This is a genomic window from Spirosoma arboris, from assembly GCF_009754945.1.
GTDB lineage: Bacteria > Bacteroidota > Bacteroidia > Cytophagales > Spirosomataceae > Spirosoma > Spirosoma arboris.
Map to the genome: position 1 here is coordinate 131121 of NZ_WPIN01000004.1, position 16447 is coordinate 147567.

Here is a 16447-nt window from a genome sequence, read left to right on the forward strand (position 1 = left end):
ACGGAGAACACAGAGTATACTAGAGAAACACGGAGCCCTCAGTGATCTCCATGAAGCCCTCAGCGACCTCTGCGTTTAGAAAGAACTATGAACCTATCCGAATTTTCCGTCAAAAACTGGCAGTTTATGCTGGTGCTATTTCTGGGCGTAGCCGCGCTGGGCATCAACTCGTTGCTCAATATGCCTCGGGGCGAAGACCCCGAATTTACGGCCCCCAGTTTTGCCGTCGCTGTTATTTATCCCGGCACAGATGCGCTCGACATGGAGAAACTGGTCGTTGATCCAGGTGAAGCCCGATTCAACGCGTTGGAGAACATGAACCACGTGATTACCAACGTGGATGATGGCCTGGCTGTGTTTCGACTCGACTACGATTACGGTGTTGATCCTGAGGAAAAATATCAGGAAATTATCCGCGAAGTAAACGCGCTGAAAGCCGAGTTACCCGCTGATATTTATCGGATCGACATCAAGAAGTTTTCGCCAACGGATGTAAGTATTGTACAAGTTGCATTGATGTCGGAGGTAGCTTCGTCCAAAGAGTTGGGCGAGTATGCCGATAAATTGAAGGATGAATTTGAGAAAGTAAAGAGCCTGAAAAATGCTGAAGATTGGGGGTATCCGGCTTCGGTGGTTCGCGTGTCGCTGAACATCGAAAAAATGGCTCAGAATGGTATCGCTGTGAATCGGGTCCTAGGCGCTATTCAGGCCGAAAATCTGAATATTCCGGGTGGCAATATCCAGGCCGGAACCCGGAAATTCAATGTTAAGACAGCGGGCGATTATAAGTCACTTGATGAAATACGGAATACTATCGTTTCGACTAATGGCCAGAAAATCATTTACCTGCGCGATGTGGCCGACGTTGATTTCAACTACGAAGACGAAACGCACATTACCCGCCTGAATGGACATCGGGCGGTACTTATTACAGCTGGGCAAAAAACGGGTGAAAACATTGCCAAAGTTGGTGAGCAACTAAATCCAGTGATCAACCGGTTTGCCAAAACACTGCCTCCGCACATCACGCTCGTTAAGAACTTCGACCAGACGGTTAGCGTAAACAAGCGACTCTCTCATTTTTTACAGGATTTTGGGTTGGCCATTTTGCTGGTTTCGCTCACATTGCTCCCATTGGGTTTTCGGGCTGCAATTGTCGTAATGATCTCGATTCCGCTATCACTGGCGATTGGGCTGGCTGGGCTCGATTTTCTTGGATTTAGTATCAATCAGCTTAGCATCGTTGGGTTAATTGTCGCACTGGGTATTCTGGTTGATGACTCCATTGTGGTTGTTGAAAACATCGAGCGCTATTTGCGCGATGGGTATTCAAAACGAGAAGCCGCGATCAAAGCGACTGGACAAATTACGCTGGCCGTTATTGGCTGTACAGTTACGCTGATTCTGGCATTTTTACCCCTCTTGTTCCTACCCGAAGCATCCGGCGATTTCATTCGTTCGTTGCCGATGGCCGTGGTGACAACTATTCTGGCATCGTTGTTAGTATCACTGACGATTGTTCCCTTTCTATCGAGCCGGATTTTGAAAGAGTCGCACAATCCTGAAGGTAATATCTTCATGCGTGCGCTTAAAAAAGTTATCAGTGGTTCTTACAGTCGTCTGTTGCACTGGGGTTTACGCCATCCGGTTGTCACGTTGCTGGTTGCGGGTGCGCTGTTTACGGGTGCTTTGTATATGTTCAAAGTTGTTGGTTTCGCACTGTTCCCAGCTTCCGAAAAACCTCAGTTTCTGATCAATATCGATACGCCCGATGGCACCAGTTTGTCAGAAACTGACCGCGTTGCCCGCTATGTAGAAGGCGTTCTGAAAAAAGAACCTGACGTTAAATATGTTACGACAAACGTAGGGCGCGGCCAACCACGAATTTATTACAACATCATTCAGCGCAACGAATCGCCGAACTACGCCCAGTTTTACGTGCAATTAGTGGACGTAGAACCCGCCGAAAAGCGAGTGTTGATAGACAAGTTGCGCGAGCGATTCAAGTTCTATCCGAACGCCAAAATTGAAGTAAAAGACTTTGAACAAGGCCCTGATCAGGAGGCTCCTGTAGCGATTCGTGTGTTTGGCGAAAACCTGGACACGCTGAAAGTAATGGCAGCGCGAGTTGAAACCGCTTTCAAACAAACGCCCGGCCTAATTTACGTCAACAATCCGCTATCCAGTCAAAAAACGGATCTGCGTGTTCGTATCAACAAAGAAAAAGCGGGCCTGCTTGGCATTTCCATTTCCGATGTAAACCGCACCATTCGATTGGCCATCGCCGGTCTTAACGTGGGAACGTTTAAAGAACCCAATGGCGATGATTATACCATCAATGTGACGCTTCCCAAAGGAAAAGTAGCGGATCAACATGTCTTGAATGACCTTTATGTCAATACGTTAACAGGTTCTGCTGTGCCGCTTCGTCAGATTGCTGATCTGGAATTTGAAAGTAGTATGAATCAGATTCGCCATTATGATAAGGATCGCTACGTAACCATTACAGGATTTGTAAAAACGGGCTTTCTGGTCGATAACGTGTTCAATGGCGTGTTATCGAAGCTGGATAAGATGAAATTTCCAACGGGCTTCAGCTATAAGGCTGCTGGCGAATTGGAAAGTCGCGAGAAATCGTTTGGTGGATTAGGCACCATTATTCTCATTACGATTTTCGGATTTATAGCTGTGTTAGTACTCGAATTCGGTACGTTCAAAAGCACGCTGATCGTACTATCCGTAATTCCACTGGGAATTATTGGGGCGGTTCTAGCGCTCTATTTTACAGGCAATCCGTTCTCGTTCGTAGCAGTTATTGGTCTGATTGCTCTTATCGGCATCGAAGTCAAAAACTCTATTCTGCTTGTCGATTTTACAAACCACCTGCGCGAAGAAGGTATGTCGTTAATTGACGCAATTCAGGAAGCGGGCGAAATCCGGTTTGTGCCGATTGTACTTACCTCACTGACTGCTATTGGTGGGTTAATTCCGCTGGCTATCGAAGGAAACCCCCTTTACTCACCACTAGCCTGGGTCATCATTGGTGGGCTGATTTCCAGTACGTTACTGTCACGTATTGTTACGCCGGTCTTGTACAAGTTGCTGCCACCAGGAGTTGTTGTGAAATCGATTCCAGCGAAAGAATTAGAGATGGCTTAGCGCATAGACGTCTGTTAAAACTTCCCGAAAGCGCTAAGCTTTCGGGAAGTTTTAACAGACGTCTAACCTAAATAAGGTACAGAGAAGCTTAACGATACGTTGTTCAAAATGAATAGAACACGATTCTTCTCTAGCCCTTTGACAATTCAGTTGCCCGAATCTGAGCCGCTTTAATACCTGTCACCAGTGTATCTGACAGCCCTCCGTTTTCAAATTCGCGTAGGGCAGCTTCGGTCGTGCCACCTTTGGAGGCTACTGCTTTAATGAGATCGTCTAATGACTTATCTGCGTTGTTGATCAGGTGATACGCGCCGAGCATTGTTTGCTTGACTAACAAGGCTGCAACGGCATCGTCGAAGCCCATTTGCTTGCCAGCTTCAATCATTGACTTTACGACATAGTAGAAATAAGCCGGGCCACTGCCGCTGAGAGCGGTTACAGCATCGAGCATAGCTTCATCTTCCAGAAATATTGACCGGCCCGTCGCATTGATCAAATTTTCAACTCGTCTTAGATTCGTTATATCTACTTCTTTGGCGGCCGTGAATCCGGTGATGCCCATTCCAAGCATAGCTGGCGTATTAGGCATAGCTCGAACGACTAATGGATGGCCTAATTTTTCCTGAATTTGCGATATTGGAATACCGGCCATAATCGACAAAATCACCTGATTAGGCTGAATAATGTCATGCAAAGCTTTGTGAACGCTGTTAAAATCCTGCGGCTTTACAGACAGAATAATTAAATCGGTTTCGCCAACATGCGGACCGATGGTATCAACAACGACGCCCGCCTTTTCGGCTTTCAACGCTTCAGAACGGTCGGTGCTTTTTTCGATTAAGAGTAAGTCGTCTTTTTTTACAAGGTCATACTGCAAAAATGATTTGGCAAAGGCCATTCCCATGTTGCCGCAGCCTACAATTGCGATTTTCATTTTAAAAAGCGAATGAGTGACAGAGCGAAAGAGCGTAACCTAGCCTGTGAGGATACTGCTTTTCATTCCAGATAAAACAAAAGGGTCAGGTTCGCGAACCTGACCCACAAAACTAGTGACTTGCGACTAACTCATTGACCGCCTTTCAGAATTTCTTCGAGTTTTTGCTCCAGGGCTTCACCACGTAGATTCTTTGCGATGATTTTGCCGTCCTTATCAAGCAGGAACGTAGCAGGAATGGCCTGAACACCATATTGCTGAGCCGCTGCCGATTGCCAGAATTTCAAATCTGAAACGTGCGTCCAGGTGAGATTATCATTACGAATGGCTTTGGTCCAGTTGGCTTTGGCCTGATCAAGCGAAACGCTGTAGATCGCAAATCCCTTGTCTTTGAACTTATTATACATTCTTACGACGTTCGGGTTTTCGGCCCGGCAGGGACCACACCACGAAGCCCAGAAATCGATCAGGACGTATTTGCCACGCAACGAAGAGAGCGGAACAGGTGTCCCCGTAGTGTCATTCAGGGCAATTTCTGGAGCAGACGCGCCAACCGATACTCCTTTGATTCGGGCTACTCGACCAATCAGCGATTTAGCATGTGGGCTGTTGGGGTTCTCTTTCTCAAAACGCTGCGCTAACGCATCGTAGGTAGCAAAATCAGTATCTATATTAATGAAGTTCAACGCGAAAAGCGATACTAAAGATGTTCCCATTTCTGGCAACATCGCCTTTACTTTATTGACTACGTCCTGTTCGGCATTTTGGTAATCCTGCTCGATTTGGGCAATTTTCTTGTTGTCTTTTTTCTCCGTGGCAGCAGCTACCTGCTTGTTCCAGTTAGCAACTTTGGCTTCCATATCGGTTCGCAGGGCCATAAGCTTGCCATAGTATTCCATATTTTTGGAACCTGTTACAGTTTCCTTGCCCATCTGGCCGGTCTTAGCGTCCATCCGGTAGCCATCAGCCACAACGTTCAGGGTTTCACCTCCTTCAACAAGTAGCGCCATTTTCTGGCCACCACCTACGTTCAGCACGAATACCTCACCACCATCAGCAGCTTTGCCGTTGAGTGTGAATGTATTACCCGCTGCTACTTTGGTTGAATCAATTTTGCGGGTTGGCTGCGAGTTCGTTTCCAGATAGACATAACTGCCTGGTGTTGCTTTGTTGATTTTGCCCGTAACCGTAAATGGCTTCGTGATTTGGGCGTTGGCTACCAGGCTGAGCGCCATGAAACCAGCGATGCTGAATACTGCGTTTTTCATATGTTCTGTAATGTCTTCGCTAACAACTCATTCACCAATTTTGGGTCGGCTGAGCCTTTCGACTTTTTCATGACTTCGCCAACAAACATACCCAGTAGATTTTTCTTCCCTTTTCGATATTGTTCTACTTTATCGGGCCAGGCTGCCAGTACTTCTTCTACCAACGTTTGCAGCGCATCGGTATTGCGGTTCTGAATAAGCCCGTGTGCCTGCGCCAGTTCTGCGGGCGATGCACTGGGTTGCTCAGTCATTAATGTGAATACTTGCTGAGCAGCCGTCTGGCTCACCGTTCCATTGTCAATAAGAGCAATTAACGTGGCTAACCGTTCTGCTGAAACTGGAAACTGACGGTCGCGTAGCGTTTTTTCATTAAGCTGGCCCTTCACCGGTCCCATGATCCAGTTCGATACAGCTTTATAATTGGTCGTGTGCATGCAAACCGCTTCGTAATACTCGGCTAATTCTTTGGCATCGGTGAGCAAAGCCGCATCGTAATCAGGCAGGCCATATATGGTCGTAAATTTCTGATACAACGCAGCTGGAAGAATCGGCATTCGAGCCTGAACATCCGCCAGCCACGCATCCGAAATAACGACTGGCGTTAAGTCTGGATCAGGAAAATAGCGGTAATCGTTCATGGTTTCTTTCTCCCGCATCGCGTAACTGAGTCCGGTAGCGGCATCAAACGTGCGGGTTTCCTGCACAATGCGCCCACCCGATTCAGTCAGGTCAACCTGCCGCAGAAATTCGCTGTCTACAGCACGCATGACGTTTCGAATGGAGTTCAGGTTTTTAACTTCAACCTTCGTGCCGAGATTCGTTGCGCCTTTAGGTCGGATCGAAACGTTGACATCACATCGGAGCGAGCCCTCCTCCATATTACCATCGCAGATGTCTAAATACCGAACCAGTCGCCGAACTTCCGTCAGGTATTGACCCGCTTCGTCGGCGGTACGGATGCAGGGTTCCGTTACCATCTCAATCAGTGGCGTTCCGGCCCTGTTATAATCGAGTTGGGTAGCCCACTCATCGCCATCATGAATAGATTTCCCTGCATCTTCTTCAAGGTGAATATGATGAAGTTGAATCGTGGTTTGGTACGGTTGGCCTGTAATAGGATCTTTTGCTTTGACTAAAACGCCACCACCCACACAAATGGGCCCTTTATCTTGTGATAATTGATAGCCCTTAGGTAGATCAGGGTAAAAATAATTCTTACGGGCAAACACGTTATGGCGCGTTATTTCGCTACCACAGGCCAGCCCCATACGCATGGCAAGCTCAACAGCTTTTCGATTTAGTTTGGGTAAAGTACCCGGATATCCAAGCGTAATAACGCTGATATTAGTGTTCGGTTCTGCGCCATATGAATTGGCATCAGCCGCGAAAATTTTGCTTTGCGTAAGCAACTGACAGTGTACTTCCAGCCCAACTACAACTTCGTATTGAGACAGAATATCTGGCGAAAGGGTCGCTTCGGCTACCATTGTAAAAATTAGTGATTTTAGGCAAAGATAGGCAGAAATAAAACAGCTGGCAGTCGCCAATGCGGATTAACAAATCTTGCTAAATATACCGAACAATAAATAGACCAACTTGTAGATGGCTATTTTGTGAATTTATAGTCTAAAGTCTAACTGTATCTTTTTATTTAGAAGACCTCCTCCTAAAATGACTACCCAAACTGTTGAATTAGTTCACGAGAAGAATATTGTGGTAGAGAAAAAATACCACATGAGCTATGAAGAATTCGCCGAGAAGCACCTGTTTGCGAATTACCCTGTCGTTATTGGTGATGCTTGTGAAGCGTGGTCGGCGAAGAAAAAGTTTACTCCTCAATTTTTCAAGAAACATTATAGCGACCGCGAAGTAAGTATTGCTGGAAAAACCTACAATTTCGGTGAGTACATCGACTGGATGCTGACGGGTACTGAAGCAAATCCCGCCCCTTATCCTTGTACGCTTCAAATTGAGAGTGAGTATCCGGAGCTCCTGCGCGATGTTACGCCCCCGCTCAAATATGCTCAACCCAGTCGTATCGGTAGCAAGCTTGTACCAAATCGTCTTTTGTCGGGTGCAAATACGCTGGAAATATTTTTTGGCAGCCCAGGCGCTATGTTCCCTTACGTGCATTACGATTTTATGTGCCTTCATGCCTTTATCACGCAATTGTATGGTGACAAAGAATTTACGGTTATTCCGCCAGACCAAACGCCTTATCTGTACCCCACACCTGGTAATGTCTGGGTTTCGCAGGTAAATGACATTTGGAATCCTGATCTGGAAAAATATCCCTTGTTTGCCAAAGCAACACCTGTTTCGTTTGTCGTTGGTCCTGGTGAGACACTATTTATTCCTTGCGGCTGGTGGCATACAGCTCGTTCACTTACACCTACTATATCGGTAGCGTTAGATAGTCTGAATGCGTCTAACTGGAAGAATTTTATGAATGAGGTGGATATGAACATGCAGAAACATAGACCAAAATTAGCCAAAGCTGTTCAGGCCTACCTGTCTGTAACAGGTGGCATATTGGGAACCTTTGAAAAAGCTGGTGTGAAGGTGTAATTTTTATCAAATCACATTCAGTCGGTATTTCAGATATGTTTGGGCTAATAGAGCAAACTTTTGCGGGTTCGGTACGCGAACCCGCTCGTTCTGAATGCGCGAAGCAGGGAGCTGCTTTATTTTGTTGAATAGCGTTTGATAATACATGTAAGCTAAATAAACGCCCATTCTGGCTCCACGTGGCAGATTCATAATGCCAATATAGGCCTCATTGAAGTCGCGCTGAATATCGTCTTCAATAATCTGCTTGACATCGCACCCAAAATTGCTGAAATCGACCCCAGGGAAATAGGTACGGCCTCGTTCCACAAAGTCACTTTTCATATCACGCAGGAAATTCACTTTCTGGAAGGCCGAACCCAACTTGCGGGCAGGTTCGTTTAGTCGGTTAAATTCTGCTAAATTACCTTCACAAAACACCCGCAAGCACATCAGCCCCACAACTTCCGCTGATCCGTATATATATTCGCTATAACCGTCGGTATCGTATTCCTGACAGTATAAGTCCATCTCCATACTTCTCAAGAAAGACTCAATTAGCTCATTTTCAATATTATATTGGCTAACTACCAGTTGAAATGAGTGCAGAACAGGATTCAGGCTAATGCCTTCTTCAATGGCCTGGTATGTATCGTGTTTAAATCGTTCGAGCAGTGTTTTTTTGTCGAAATCATGGAATGTATCCACAATTTCATCGGCATAGCGAACAAACCCATAGATGGCATAGATGGGAAAATGGAATTTACGGTCAAGTGTTTTGATACCTAATGTAAACGACGTACTGTAACGCTCGGTAATTAATTTACTGCATTCCAGTGCGGTTTTATCGAATAACGCCATCATAAAATTTAAGAAGGAAGGGTTAACGGGAAGGCCGCCGGAAGAAAAATAGGTGTATAAAGAAAGTTTAGTTGACTTGGCTTTCTTTATTCCTGTTTCTTCTTGCTTTTTCCCTAAAACTAAACAAATTCTTTGGCAACCTCATCGGCAACGACCAATCCTGAAATCAGAGAAGGCGGAACACCTGGTCCGGGCACAGTTAGTTGACCGGTGTAGAACAAGTTGTTCACCCTTTTGTTCTTTAAGGATGGTTTTAAAAGTGCCGTTTGTTGGAGGGTATTGGCTAATCCATAGGCATTTCCCCGAAAAGCATTATAATCGCTTTTGAAATCACGGTGTGCGTAGCTGCGTTTAAATACAATGTGGCTACGAATGTCTTCACCAACATAGGCTTCAAGCCGATTCATAATCAGGTCAAAATAATGTTCGCGGGTAACTTCATCATCCGTGAGGTCGGGAGCCACAGGAATTAGCAGGAACAGATTTTCGTACCCTTCGGGTGCTACGCTGGGATCTGTTTTAGAGGGTACCGATGCATAAAAGAGCGGTTTTGTTGGCCATTGGGGCGTTTCATAAATCTCCCGAGCATGGAGCTTGAAATCTTCATCAAAGAAAAGATTATGATGCTGCAAGCGCGGAACTCGCTTGTTTACCCCAATATAAAACAGCAATGACGATGGAGCCATTACCCGTTTTTGCCAATAATCGTCGCTGTAATTTCGATTATCAGGATCTACTAAACTGGTTTCGACGTGGTTATAATCAGCTCCCGCCACTACTACATCAGTCTCAAAAATACCTTTGTCCGTAATTACCTGATTCACTTTTTTATTCAGTACATCGATCTTCCGTACTGTCTGGTTCAGTAAAATTTTTACTCCTTTCTCCTCCGCCAGGCTGACCATTGCTTTCACTAGTTCGTGCATCCCACCCATTGGATACCAGGTTCCTAACGCCATTTCTGCATAGTTCATCAGACTATACATTGCAGGCGTGTTTTCGGGAGTGGCGCCGAGAAAAAGTATTGGAAACTCGACAATTTCGAGCAAGCGAGGATGCTTAAAAAACTTGCGGGCATGCGTCGCAAACGACTGAAAAACGTCTAGTCGCGTGACATCGTACAACAGTTTGAGGCTTAGAAACTCCGTGACAGACCGGCTCGGTTTCCAGACAAATCGGTTCATCCCGACCTCGTATTTGTAAGCAGCCTGTTTTAGAAATTCCTGTAGTTTAAGGCCACTACCCAACTCCATTTGCTCAAAGAGAATTTCTAACTTATCGATACCTGCCGGTAAGTCAATGGATTCGTTGGGGCTAAAAATGACCTTGTAAGAAGGATCAAGTCGAACAAGATTATAATAATCAGAAGGCTTTTTTCCAAAGCGGGCAAAATAGGTTTCAACTACGTCGGGCATCCAATACCAGCTTGGCCCCATATCGAACGTGAAGCCTTCGGCCTGAAACATACGTGCCCGGCCGCCGGGCATGGAGTTTTTTTCGAGGATAGTAACGTCGTAACCTTTATCGGCAAGACTGGTAGCAGCGGCCAGCCCGGCAAATCCGGCTCCAATAACAAGAACGCGTTGGGGCATTAGTCAGAAAAAATTGATTGAATCAACTGATAATTGCCTGATGAAGCAATTTGTTTTCGTGAAGCTACCCGAAAATTGTCGAACCTATAGTAATCAGGAGTCTAATTAGCAGGCAATGGAGAAAGAAAATAATACTAATCTGGAGATATACCAGCTTGATAAGCCTGTTGGATAGATCGTAGTGAGATTGCACTAATTGCTTGATTGCCAAATGACAAAATAAAAAAAAGTTGGGTGGATACCACCCAACTTTTTTGAACCTTCCTCTTTTTTAACCAAAAACTACTCAATCAATATGTCTTAGACGGAGTTCCATCTATAAAGTATCGCCTATGCGTTAAAATATGCGTAAACTTTTAATTGATCTTTTAGTTCTTTCCGGGCAATGTGAATCCGATTCTTGACCGTCCCAATGGGTATATTCAGTTTTGCCGCTATTTCATGATATTTAAAACCCCGAAAATGCATCATAAACGGTGTTTTATAGGTGTCATCAAGTCCATTTACCGCCCGGTTAATATCATCCTGCGCAAAAGATGAATAGGCCAGGTTGTCGGTGCTACTTTCTATCGAATTAATGTAGTGCAGATTATCAGTTGTATCGATAAACGTGTTCTTACGAACCATACGCTGATAATTTGTGATGAATGTGTTTTTCATGATCGTATACAACCAAGCTTTCAGATTTGTGCCATCTGTATACTTGTCACGATTGGTAAATGCTTTCAGTAATGTATCCTGTAACAAGTCGTTCGCATCTTCAACATCTTTTGTAAGACGGAGTGCAAATGGGCGTAACGATTTGGACACTTTGCCAATATGATTAGTAAATTCGAGAGCTGTCATGGCTGTTAAGTTTTTCTGTTGAATCACATCTGCACATCTACAAAACAAAAAAACAACCAGTCTCGTCGGAAATCATATTACAGTTTGACTTGTGGTTATAAGACGCTTTAAATCAATAGTTTATAAGATATTAATTTTGCTTGCCAGGATTTATATTGTTGTAGCAATAGTGTGTGGAGTGTGGAATATTTCCCCCATTCTGGGGAATATTGGGTGTGGATTCTGTTTAATGTTTGGTGAAAAAACTTACACAATATCACTAAAAACGCAGAAAGTTAATGAATCTGGCAATGCCGATTGGCATGATGAGAAGTAATTCTCTAAAAATTTTTGACAGTGTAATTATTGACAGGACTCTTTTTTAGGCGTAGAAAAACGCTTTTTAATAAGATTCAGAGATTAAACAGGATATTTAGTTGTAAAACCTGTTTATGCCCATAACTCTGTCGAAAAAATTGTCCTACTAAGAGAAGAGGGGCTAAAAAATCTTAGACTAAACCTTCTTTCAATAAATCATGTAGATGCACAAAGCCATGTACTCGCCCTGCTTCGGCTACGATAAGCTGCGTAATATCTCGCTCCTGCATTAGTTGCAAAGCCGCTACTGCGTATTCGTCGGGTGCTACACAAACTGGTTGAGGAGTCATAGCATCCTGAGCACAGAGTTGCCAAAATGAATCATGCTCGTAAGCCACCCGCCTAATATCGCCATCTGTAACAATCCCAACTAGTAAACCTGATTCATCAACCACAGCTGTTGCCCCTAAACGGTTCGCTGAAATGGTGAAAATTACGTCTTTAATAGTTGTGTTGGGAAGAACTTGAGGGCATTGGTTGTGTGGAAAAATATCGGCAACTTTTAGATACAGTTTTTTTCCCAGTGATCCACCCGGATGGTAGCGGGCAAAATCCTGCCGAGTAAAACCACGCAATTCTAACAAGCTAACAGCTAGTGCATCTCCTAAGGCGAGAGCCACTGTCGTGCTGGTTGTAGGAGCCAGATTCAGAGGGTCTGCTTCGTGCTCGGCATATGCATGAAGTACATGGTCGGCATGTTGGGCTAAATATGAATCGCGTGCACTAACGAGCGCAATAAGTCGAACGCCTGTACGCTTCAATAAAGGTAATAGAACCTTGATTTCAGTCGTATTGCCACTCTTCGAAATAATGAGCACCACATCATTATCCTGAATCATACCCAAATCGCCATGAATAGCGTCGGCTGCATGCATAAACAGGGCAGGAGTTCCCGTCGAATTCATAGTAGCCACGATTTTCTGGCCAATTAAAGCACTTTTGCCTACTCCTGTTACAACCAGACGACCCGTGGTGGTTAGTAACGTTTCTACGGCTGCATCAAATTGGTCATCAAGCAAATCAATGGCGTTACGGATGGCTTCAGCTTCGGCCAGGAGTACCGAACGGGCGATGGTCTTGGGATTTTTTATTACTTTCAATGTCAGTTTTGATAAACAGGAAAACTTTGCTGTGTATATTCGCTAACTTTATATAGCAAAGATACGGCAAGCAAATAGAGTAAAGTAACTTTTGTACGATTTGTAGAATGATGCAGGTTGATGAGGCAGTCCATGCGACGCTTAAAGAACGACTGAAAGAAATTTTTGGATATAGTCAATTCAGGGGCGAACAGGAGATCATAATTTACAGCATCCTGGCGGGTCGAAACACATTTGTCATTATGCCCACTGGTGCGGGTAAGTCATTGTGTTACCAACTGCCTGCTATTGTGAGCAATGGTACAGCTGTTGTCATTTCGCCCTTAATTGCCCTGATGAAAAATCAGGTTGACCAGTTAAACGCCTTTGGAATCAACGCGCAGTTTTTGAATTCTACGCTTTCTAAAGCGGAGATGAACAAGGTCAAAAAGGATACTTTGAATGGTACGCTCAAGCTACTTTACATTGCGCCTGAATCATTAACGAAAGAAGAGAATTTGGATTTTTTGAAGAAAGCCAATATTTCTTTCGTCGCTATTGATGAAGCACACTGTATTTCTGAATGGGGGCATGACTTCCGTCCTGAATACCGGAAAATACGTGGTATTGTCGATAACATTGGCAATTTACCCGTTATAGCGCTGACCGCCACTGCTACTCCCAAAGTACAGCAGGATATTCAGAAAAACCTCCAGATGGAGGATGCTAACCTTTATAAAACATCTTTCAACCGGAAGAATCTTTACTACGAAATAAAGCCAAAGGTTGATGCCAAAAAACAGCTTATTAAGTACGTTAAGCAGAATAAAGGCAAGTCGGGAATTATCTATTGCTTAAGCAGGAAGACCGTTGAGGAAATTGCCGAATTGCTAAGCGTTAATGATATAAAGGCGCTTCCTTATCATGCTGGTCTGGACCCGCAAACGCGAATGAACAACCAGGACGCGTTCCTGAACGAAGATGTTGACGTGATTTGCGCGACTATCGCATTTGGGATGGGTATTGACAAACCCGACGTTCGATTCGTGATTCACTATGATGCCCCTAAATCACTTGAAGGGTATTACCAGGAAACCGGCCGGGCTGGTCGTGATGGTCTCGAAGGTAACTGCCTCATGTTCTACAGCTACGACGATATTGTCAAACTGGAGAAGTTTAATAAAGACAAACCGGTTACCGAGCGCGATAATGCTAAGCATCTGCTGGCCGAAATGGTTTCCTATGCGAATCTGGGCGTCTGTCGTCGTCGGCAGTTGCTGGGTTATTTCGGTGAGTTTATGGATAAAGACTGTGGTTTTTGTGATAACTGTCTGAAATCGACCGAGAAGTTCAAAGTACAGCATGAAGTTGTGCTGGCGCTGCAAACGGTGCTTCAAACAGACCAACGTTTCGATGTAGCCCATTTGGCTGACGTACTAACGGCCACGAGCAATCAATATGTCACCAGTTACGAACACGACCGGCTTGCCGTGTATGGTAAGGGGCTTGAATTTAATGAAGACTGTAACTATTGGTGCTCGCTCATTAAGCAGATTACTATTTACGGTTACCTTGAAAAGGACGTTGATAACTATGGCATCCTGAAATTGACCCAGCGGGGTATGAATTATATTGAAGATCCATATCCGATTACACTGGCCAAAGATCACGATTACGAACAGGTTGTCGAGACAAAAGAAGATGAAGACAAAGATTCGTCTCCTTCGTCGGGTGGAGTCGCTTATGATGAAGAGTTGCTTGGGTTGCTAAAAGCACTCCGGAAAAAAATCGCCAAAGAAAAAAACCTGCCTCCCTACGTTATCTTCCAGGAGACATCCATGGAGGAAATGGCAACAACTTACCCCACCACGCGCGAAGAAATGGCGCAGATCAATGGAGTAGGGATGGGGAAAGTACAGAAGTTTGGTCGGCCCTTTATTGACCTGATTTCCAAATACGTTGAAGAAAATGAAATTGAAACGGCTCAGGATGTAGTCGTTAAATCGACTGTTAATAAATCGAAAGTCAAGATTTTCATTATTCAGCAGATTGACCGCAAAGTTGATCTCGATGAAATCGCCGAATCGAAATCATTGTCGATGGAAGACTTGATGGAAGAGATTGAGCATATCTGTTACTCAGGTACGCGGCTTAACCTTGATTATTATATCAATCAGGTAATGGATGAAGACCGACAGGATGAAATTTTCGACTACTTCATGCAGGCTGATAGTGATAATATCGCTGTAGCTATGCGTGAATTTGGGGGCGACGATTTCACAGAACAAGACTTGCGTTTAATGCGGATTAAATTCCTGTCGGAAGTAGCAAACTAATTGATTTACGGTTTACGGCTTACGGTTTACGATTTCCTGAAGAATGCAGGTGGTCAAATCGTAAATTGTAAATCGTAGTTCGTAAATCGGTACATGAATATACTAATACTGGGATCGGGTGGGAGAGAGCACGCCTTTGCGTGGAAATTAGCGCAAAGCCCGTTGTGTGATACATTGTTTGTAGCGCCAGGCAATGCCGGTACGGCACAGGTAGCTACTAATTTACCGGTTAGCTACACTGATTTTTCGGCTATTGCCAATACAATTCGAGACAAAAATATCGACCTGCTGATTGTAGGCCCAGAAGAGCCTTTGGTAAAGGGGATTGTTGATTTCCTACGTCAACAACCCGATTTAGGCAGCCTACGCATTGTTGGGCCAGATGCAAAAGGAGCGCAATTAGAAGGCAGCAAGGATTTCTCGAAACAGTTTATGGCGCGTTATGGTATTCCGACAGCGGCTTCACAAACGTTTACGACAGAAACACTTCAGCAAGGGCTAACTTACCTGGAAACACACTCGTTTCCGATCGTATTAAAAGCAGACGGACTAGCAGCGGGTAAGGGCGTTATTATTGCCGAAACACTAGTCGATGCAAAAACGGCATTAAGCGACATGCTCGATGGGTATAAGTTTGGTGCCGCAGGCAGCAAGGTCGTTGTAGAGCAGTTTTTGCGAGGTATCGAACTGTCGGTGTTTGTTTTGTGCGACGGGGAGAATTACAAAATTCTTCCTGAAGCTAAAGATTACAAGCGCATCGGCGAAGAAGATACGGGACCTAACACGGGTGGAATGGGGGCCGTTTCTCCGGTGGTTTTTGCCAGCCAGTCGTTCCTGCAAAAAGTTGAAGATAAAGTTGTAAAACCAACTTTGGCGGGTTTAAAACAGGAGGGAATTCATTACCAGGGCTTCATTTTTGTAGGCCTGATGAAAGTGAATGGCGAGCCTTTCGTCATTGAATATAATGCCCGTATGGGCGATCCTGAAACGGAAGTTGTTCTCCCGAGGCTTCAGAATGATTTTGTTGAATTGATGGTAGCGACTGCCGACGGTGAACTGGACAAAATTTCGGTTCAGGTGTCTCCCCAGACGGCGGTAACAACCATGCTGGTATCGGGTGGTTACCCCGGTGATTATGTGACCGGTAAAATCATTTCGGAATTAGAGCGTTTAGAAGATGTAATGGCGTTTCATGCCGGAACGCTGGCCCAGGATGGTCACGTGTTGACCAATGGTGGGCGAGTGCTAGCGATAACGGCTCAGGCCAATTCGCTTGAAAATGCTGTTCGGAAGTCGCAGGAAGCGGCCCGAATGGTGCAATTTGATGGAAAACAGTACCGTAAAGATATTGGGGTTGACCTGATTCGGTACTCAGACTAACTGATTTACGGATTATGATGTACGATGTACGATTTTCTCGCGCGTCAGACAATTCGTAATTCGTACGTCGTAACGGGGCCGCCCGCGC

Annotated in this window: 11 protein-coding genes; 4 read left to right on the forward strand and 7 right to left on the reverse strand. The window is 44.8% G+C overall.

Annotation, left to right across the window (positions count from 1 at the left end):
• The first annotated feature begins 87 nt into the window (after nt 1-87).
• Nucleotides 88-3159 (forward strand): efflux RND transporter permease subunit, encoded by a 3072-nt coding sequence (locus tag GO755_RS11740; protein WP_157584954.1) that lies wholly within the window; start codon nt 88-90, stop codon nt 3157-3159.
• 130 nt (nt 3160-3289) lie between these two features.
• On the opposite strand, the gene proC is transcribed toward GO755_RS11740, so the two are convergent.
• The 3 genes from proC to gatB all read right to left on the reverse strand — a co-directional run bounded on the left by proC (nt 3290) and on the right by gatB (nt 6848).
• A complete protein-coding gene (gene proC / locus GO755_RS11745; RefSeq protein ID WP_157584955.1) occupies nt 3290-4093 on the reverse strand; it encodes a pyrroline-5-carboxylate reductase in 804 nt (267 codons plus the stop codon).
• 131 nt (nt 4094-4224) lie between these two features.
• Complete coding sequence (locus tag GO755_RS11750; RefSeq protein ID WP_157584956.1) at nt 4225-5361, reverse strand: TlpA disulfide reductase family protein; 1137 nt, start codon at nt 5359-5361, stop codon at nt 4225-4227.
• Nucleotides 5358-6848: an Asp-tRNA(Asn)/Glu-tRNA(Gln) amidotransferase subunit GatB gene (gene gatB / locus GO755_RS11755; RefSeq protein WP_157584957.1), complete on the reverse strand. Its 1491-nt coding sequence runs from the start codon at nt 6846-6848 to the stop codon at nt 5358-5360. Before gatB ends, GO755_RS11750 begins: the two co-directional genes overlap by 4 nt.
• Nucleotides 6849-7032: 184 nt before the next feature.
• Between gatB and GO755_RS11760 the strand changes: the two genes are divergently transcribed.
• A complete protein-coding gene (locus tag GO755_RS11760; protein ID WP_157584958.1) occupies nt 7033-7929 on the forward strand; it encodes a cupin-like domain-containing protein in 897 nt (298 codons plus the stop codon).
• A gap of 6 nt (nt 7930-7935) precedes the next feature.
• Here the strand turns inward: GO755_RS11760 and GO755_RS11765 are convergent, their stop codons facing one another.
• From GO755_RS11765 to GO755_RS11780, 4 genes are all read right to left on the reverse strand, one after another.
• Nucleotides 7936-8772 (reverse strand): phytoene/squalene synthase family protein, encoded by an 837-nt coding sequence (locus GO755_RS11765; protein ID WP_157584959.1) that lies wholly within the window; start codon nt 8770-8772, stop codon nt 7936-7938.
• A 116-nt stretch (nt 8773-8888) separates the two neighbouring features.
• Nucleotides 8889-10361: a phytoene desaturase family protein gene (locus GO755_RS11770; RefSeq protein ID WP_157584960.1), complete on the reverse strand. Its 1473-nt coding sequence runs from the start codon at nt 10359-10361 to the stop codon at nt 8889-8891.
• A 330-nt stretch (nt 10362-10691) separates the two neighbouring features.
• Nucleotides 10692-11207 carry an RNA polymerase sigma factor gene (locus GO755_RS11775; protein ID WP_111347040.1) on the reverse strand — a complete coding sequence of 172 codons (516 nt, stop codon included), beginning with the start codon at nt 11205-11207 and terminating at the stop codon, nt 10692-10694.
• A 488-nt stretch (nt 11208-11695) separates the two neighbouring features.
• Nucleotides 11696-12664, reverse strand: coding sequence for a KpsF/GutQ family sugar-phosphate isomerase (locus GO755_RS11780; RefSeq protein ID WP_157584961.1), 969 nt, complete (start codon nt 12662-12664; stop codon nt 11696-11698).
• Between the two features lie 107 nt (nt 12665-12771).
• On the opposite strand from GO755_RS11780, the gene recQ reads away from it, so the two are divergent.
• Nucleotides 12772-14979: a DNA helicase RecQ gene (gene recQ, locus GO755_RS11785; protein ID WP_157584962.1), complete on the forward strand. Its 2208-nt coding sequence runs from the start codon at nt 12772-12774 to the stop codon at nt 14977-14979.
• A gap of 93 nt (nt 14980-15072) precedes the next feature.
• Nucleotides 15073-16359: a phosphoribosylamine--glycine ligase gene (gene purD / locus GO755_RS11790; RefSeq protein WP_157584963.1), complete on the forward strand. Its 1287-nt coding sequence runs from the start codon at nt 15073-15075 to the stop codon at nt 16357-16359.
• Nucleotides 16360-16447 lie beyond the last annotated feature (88 nt).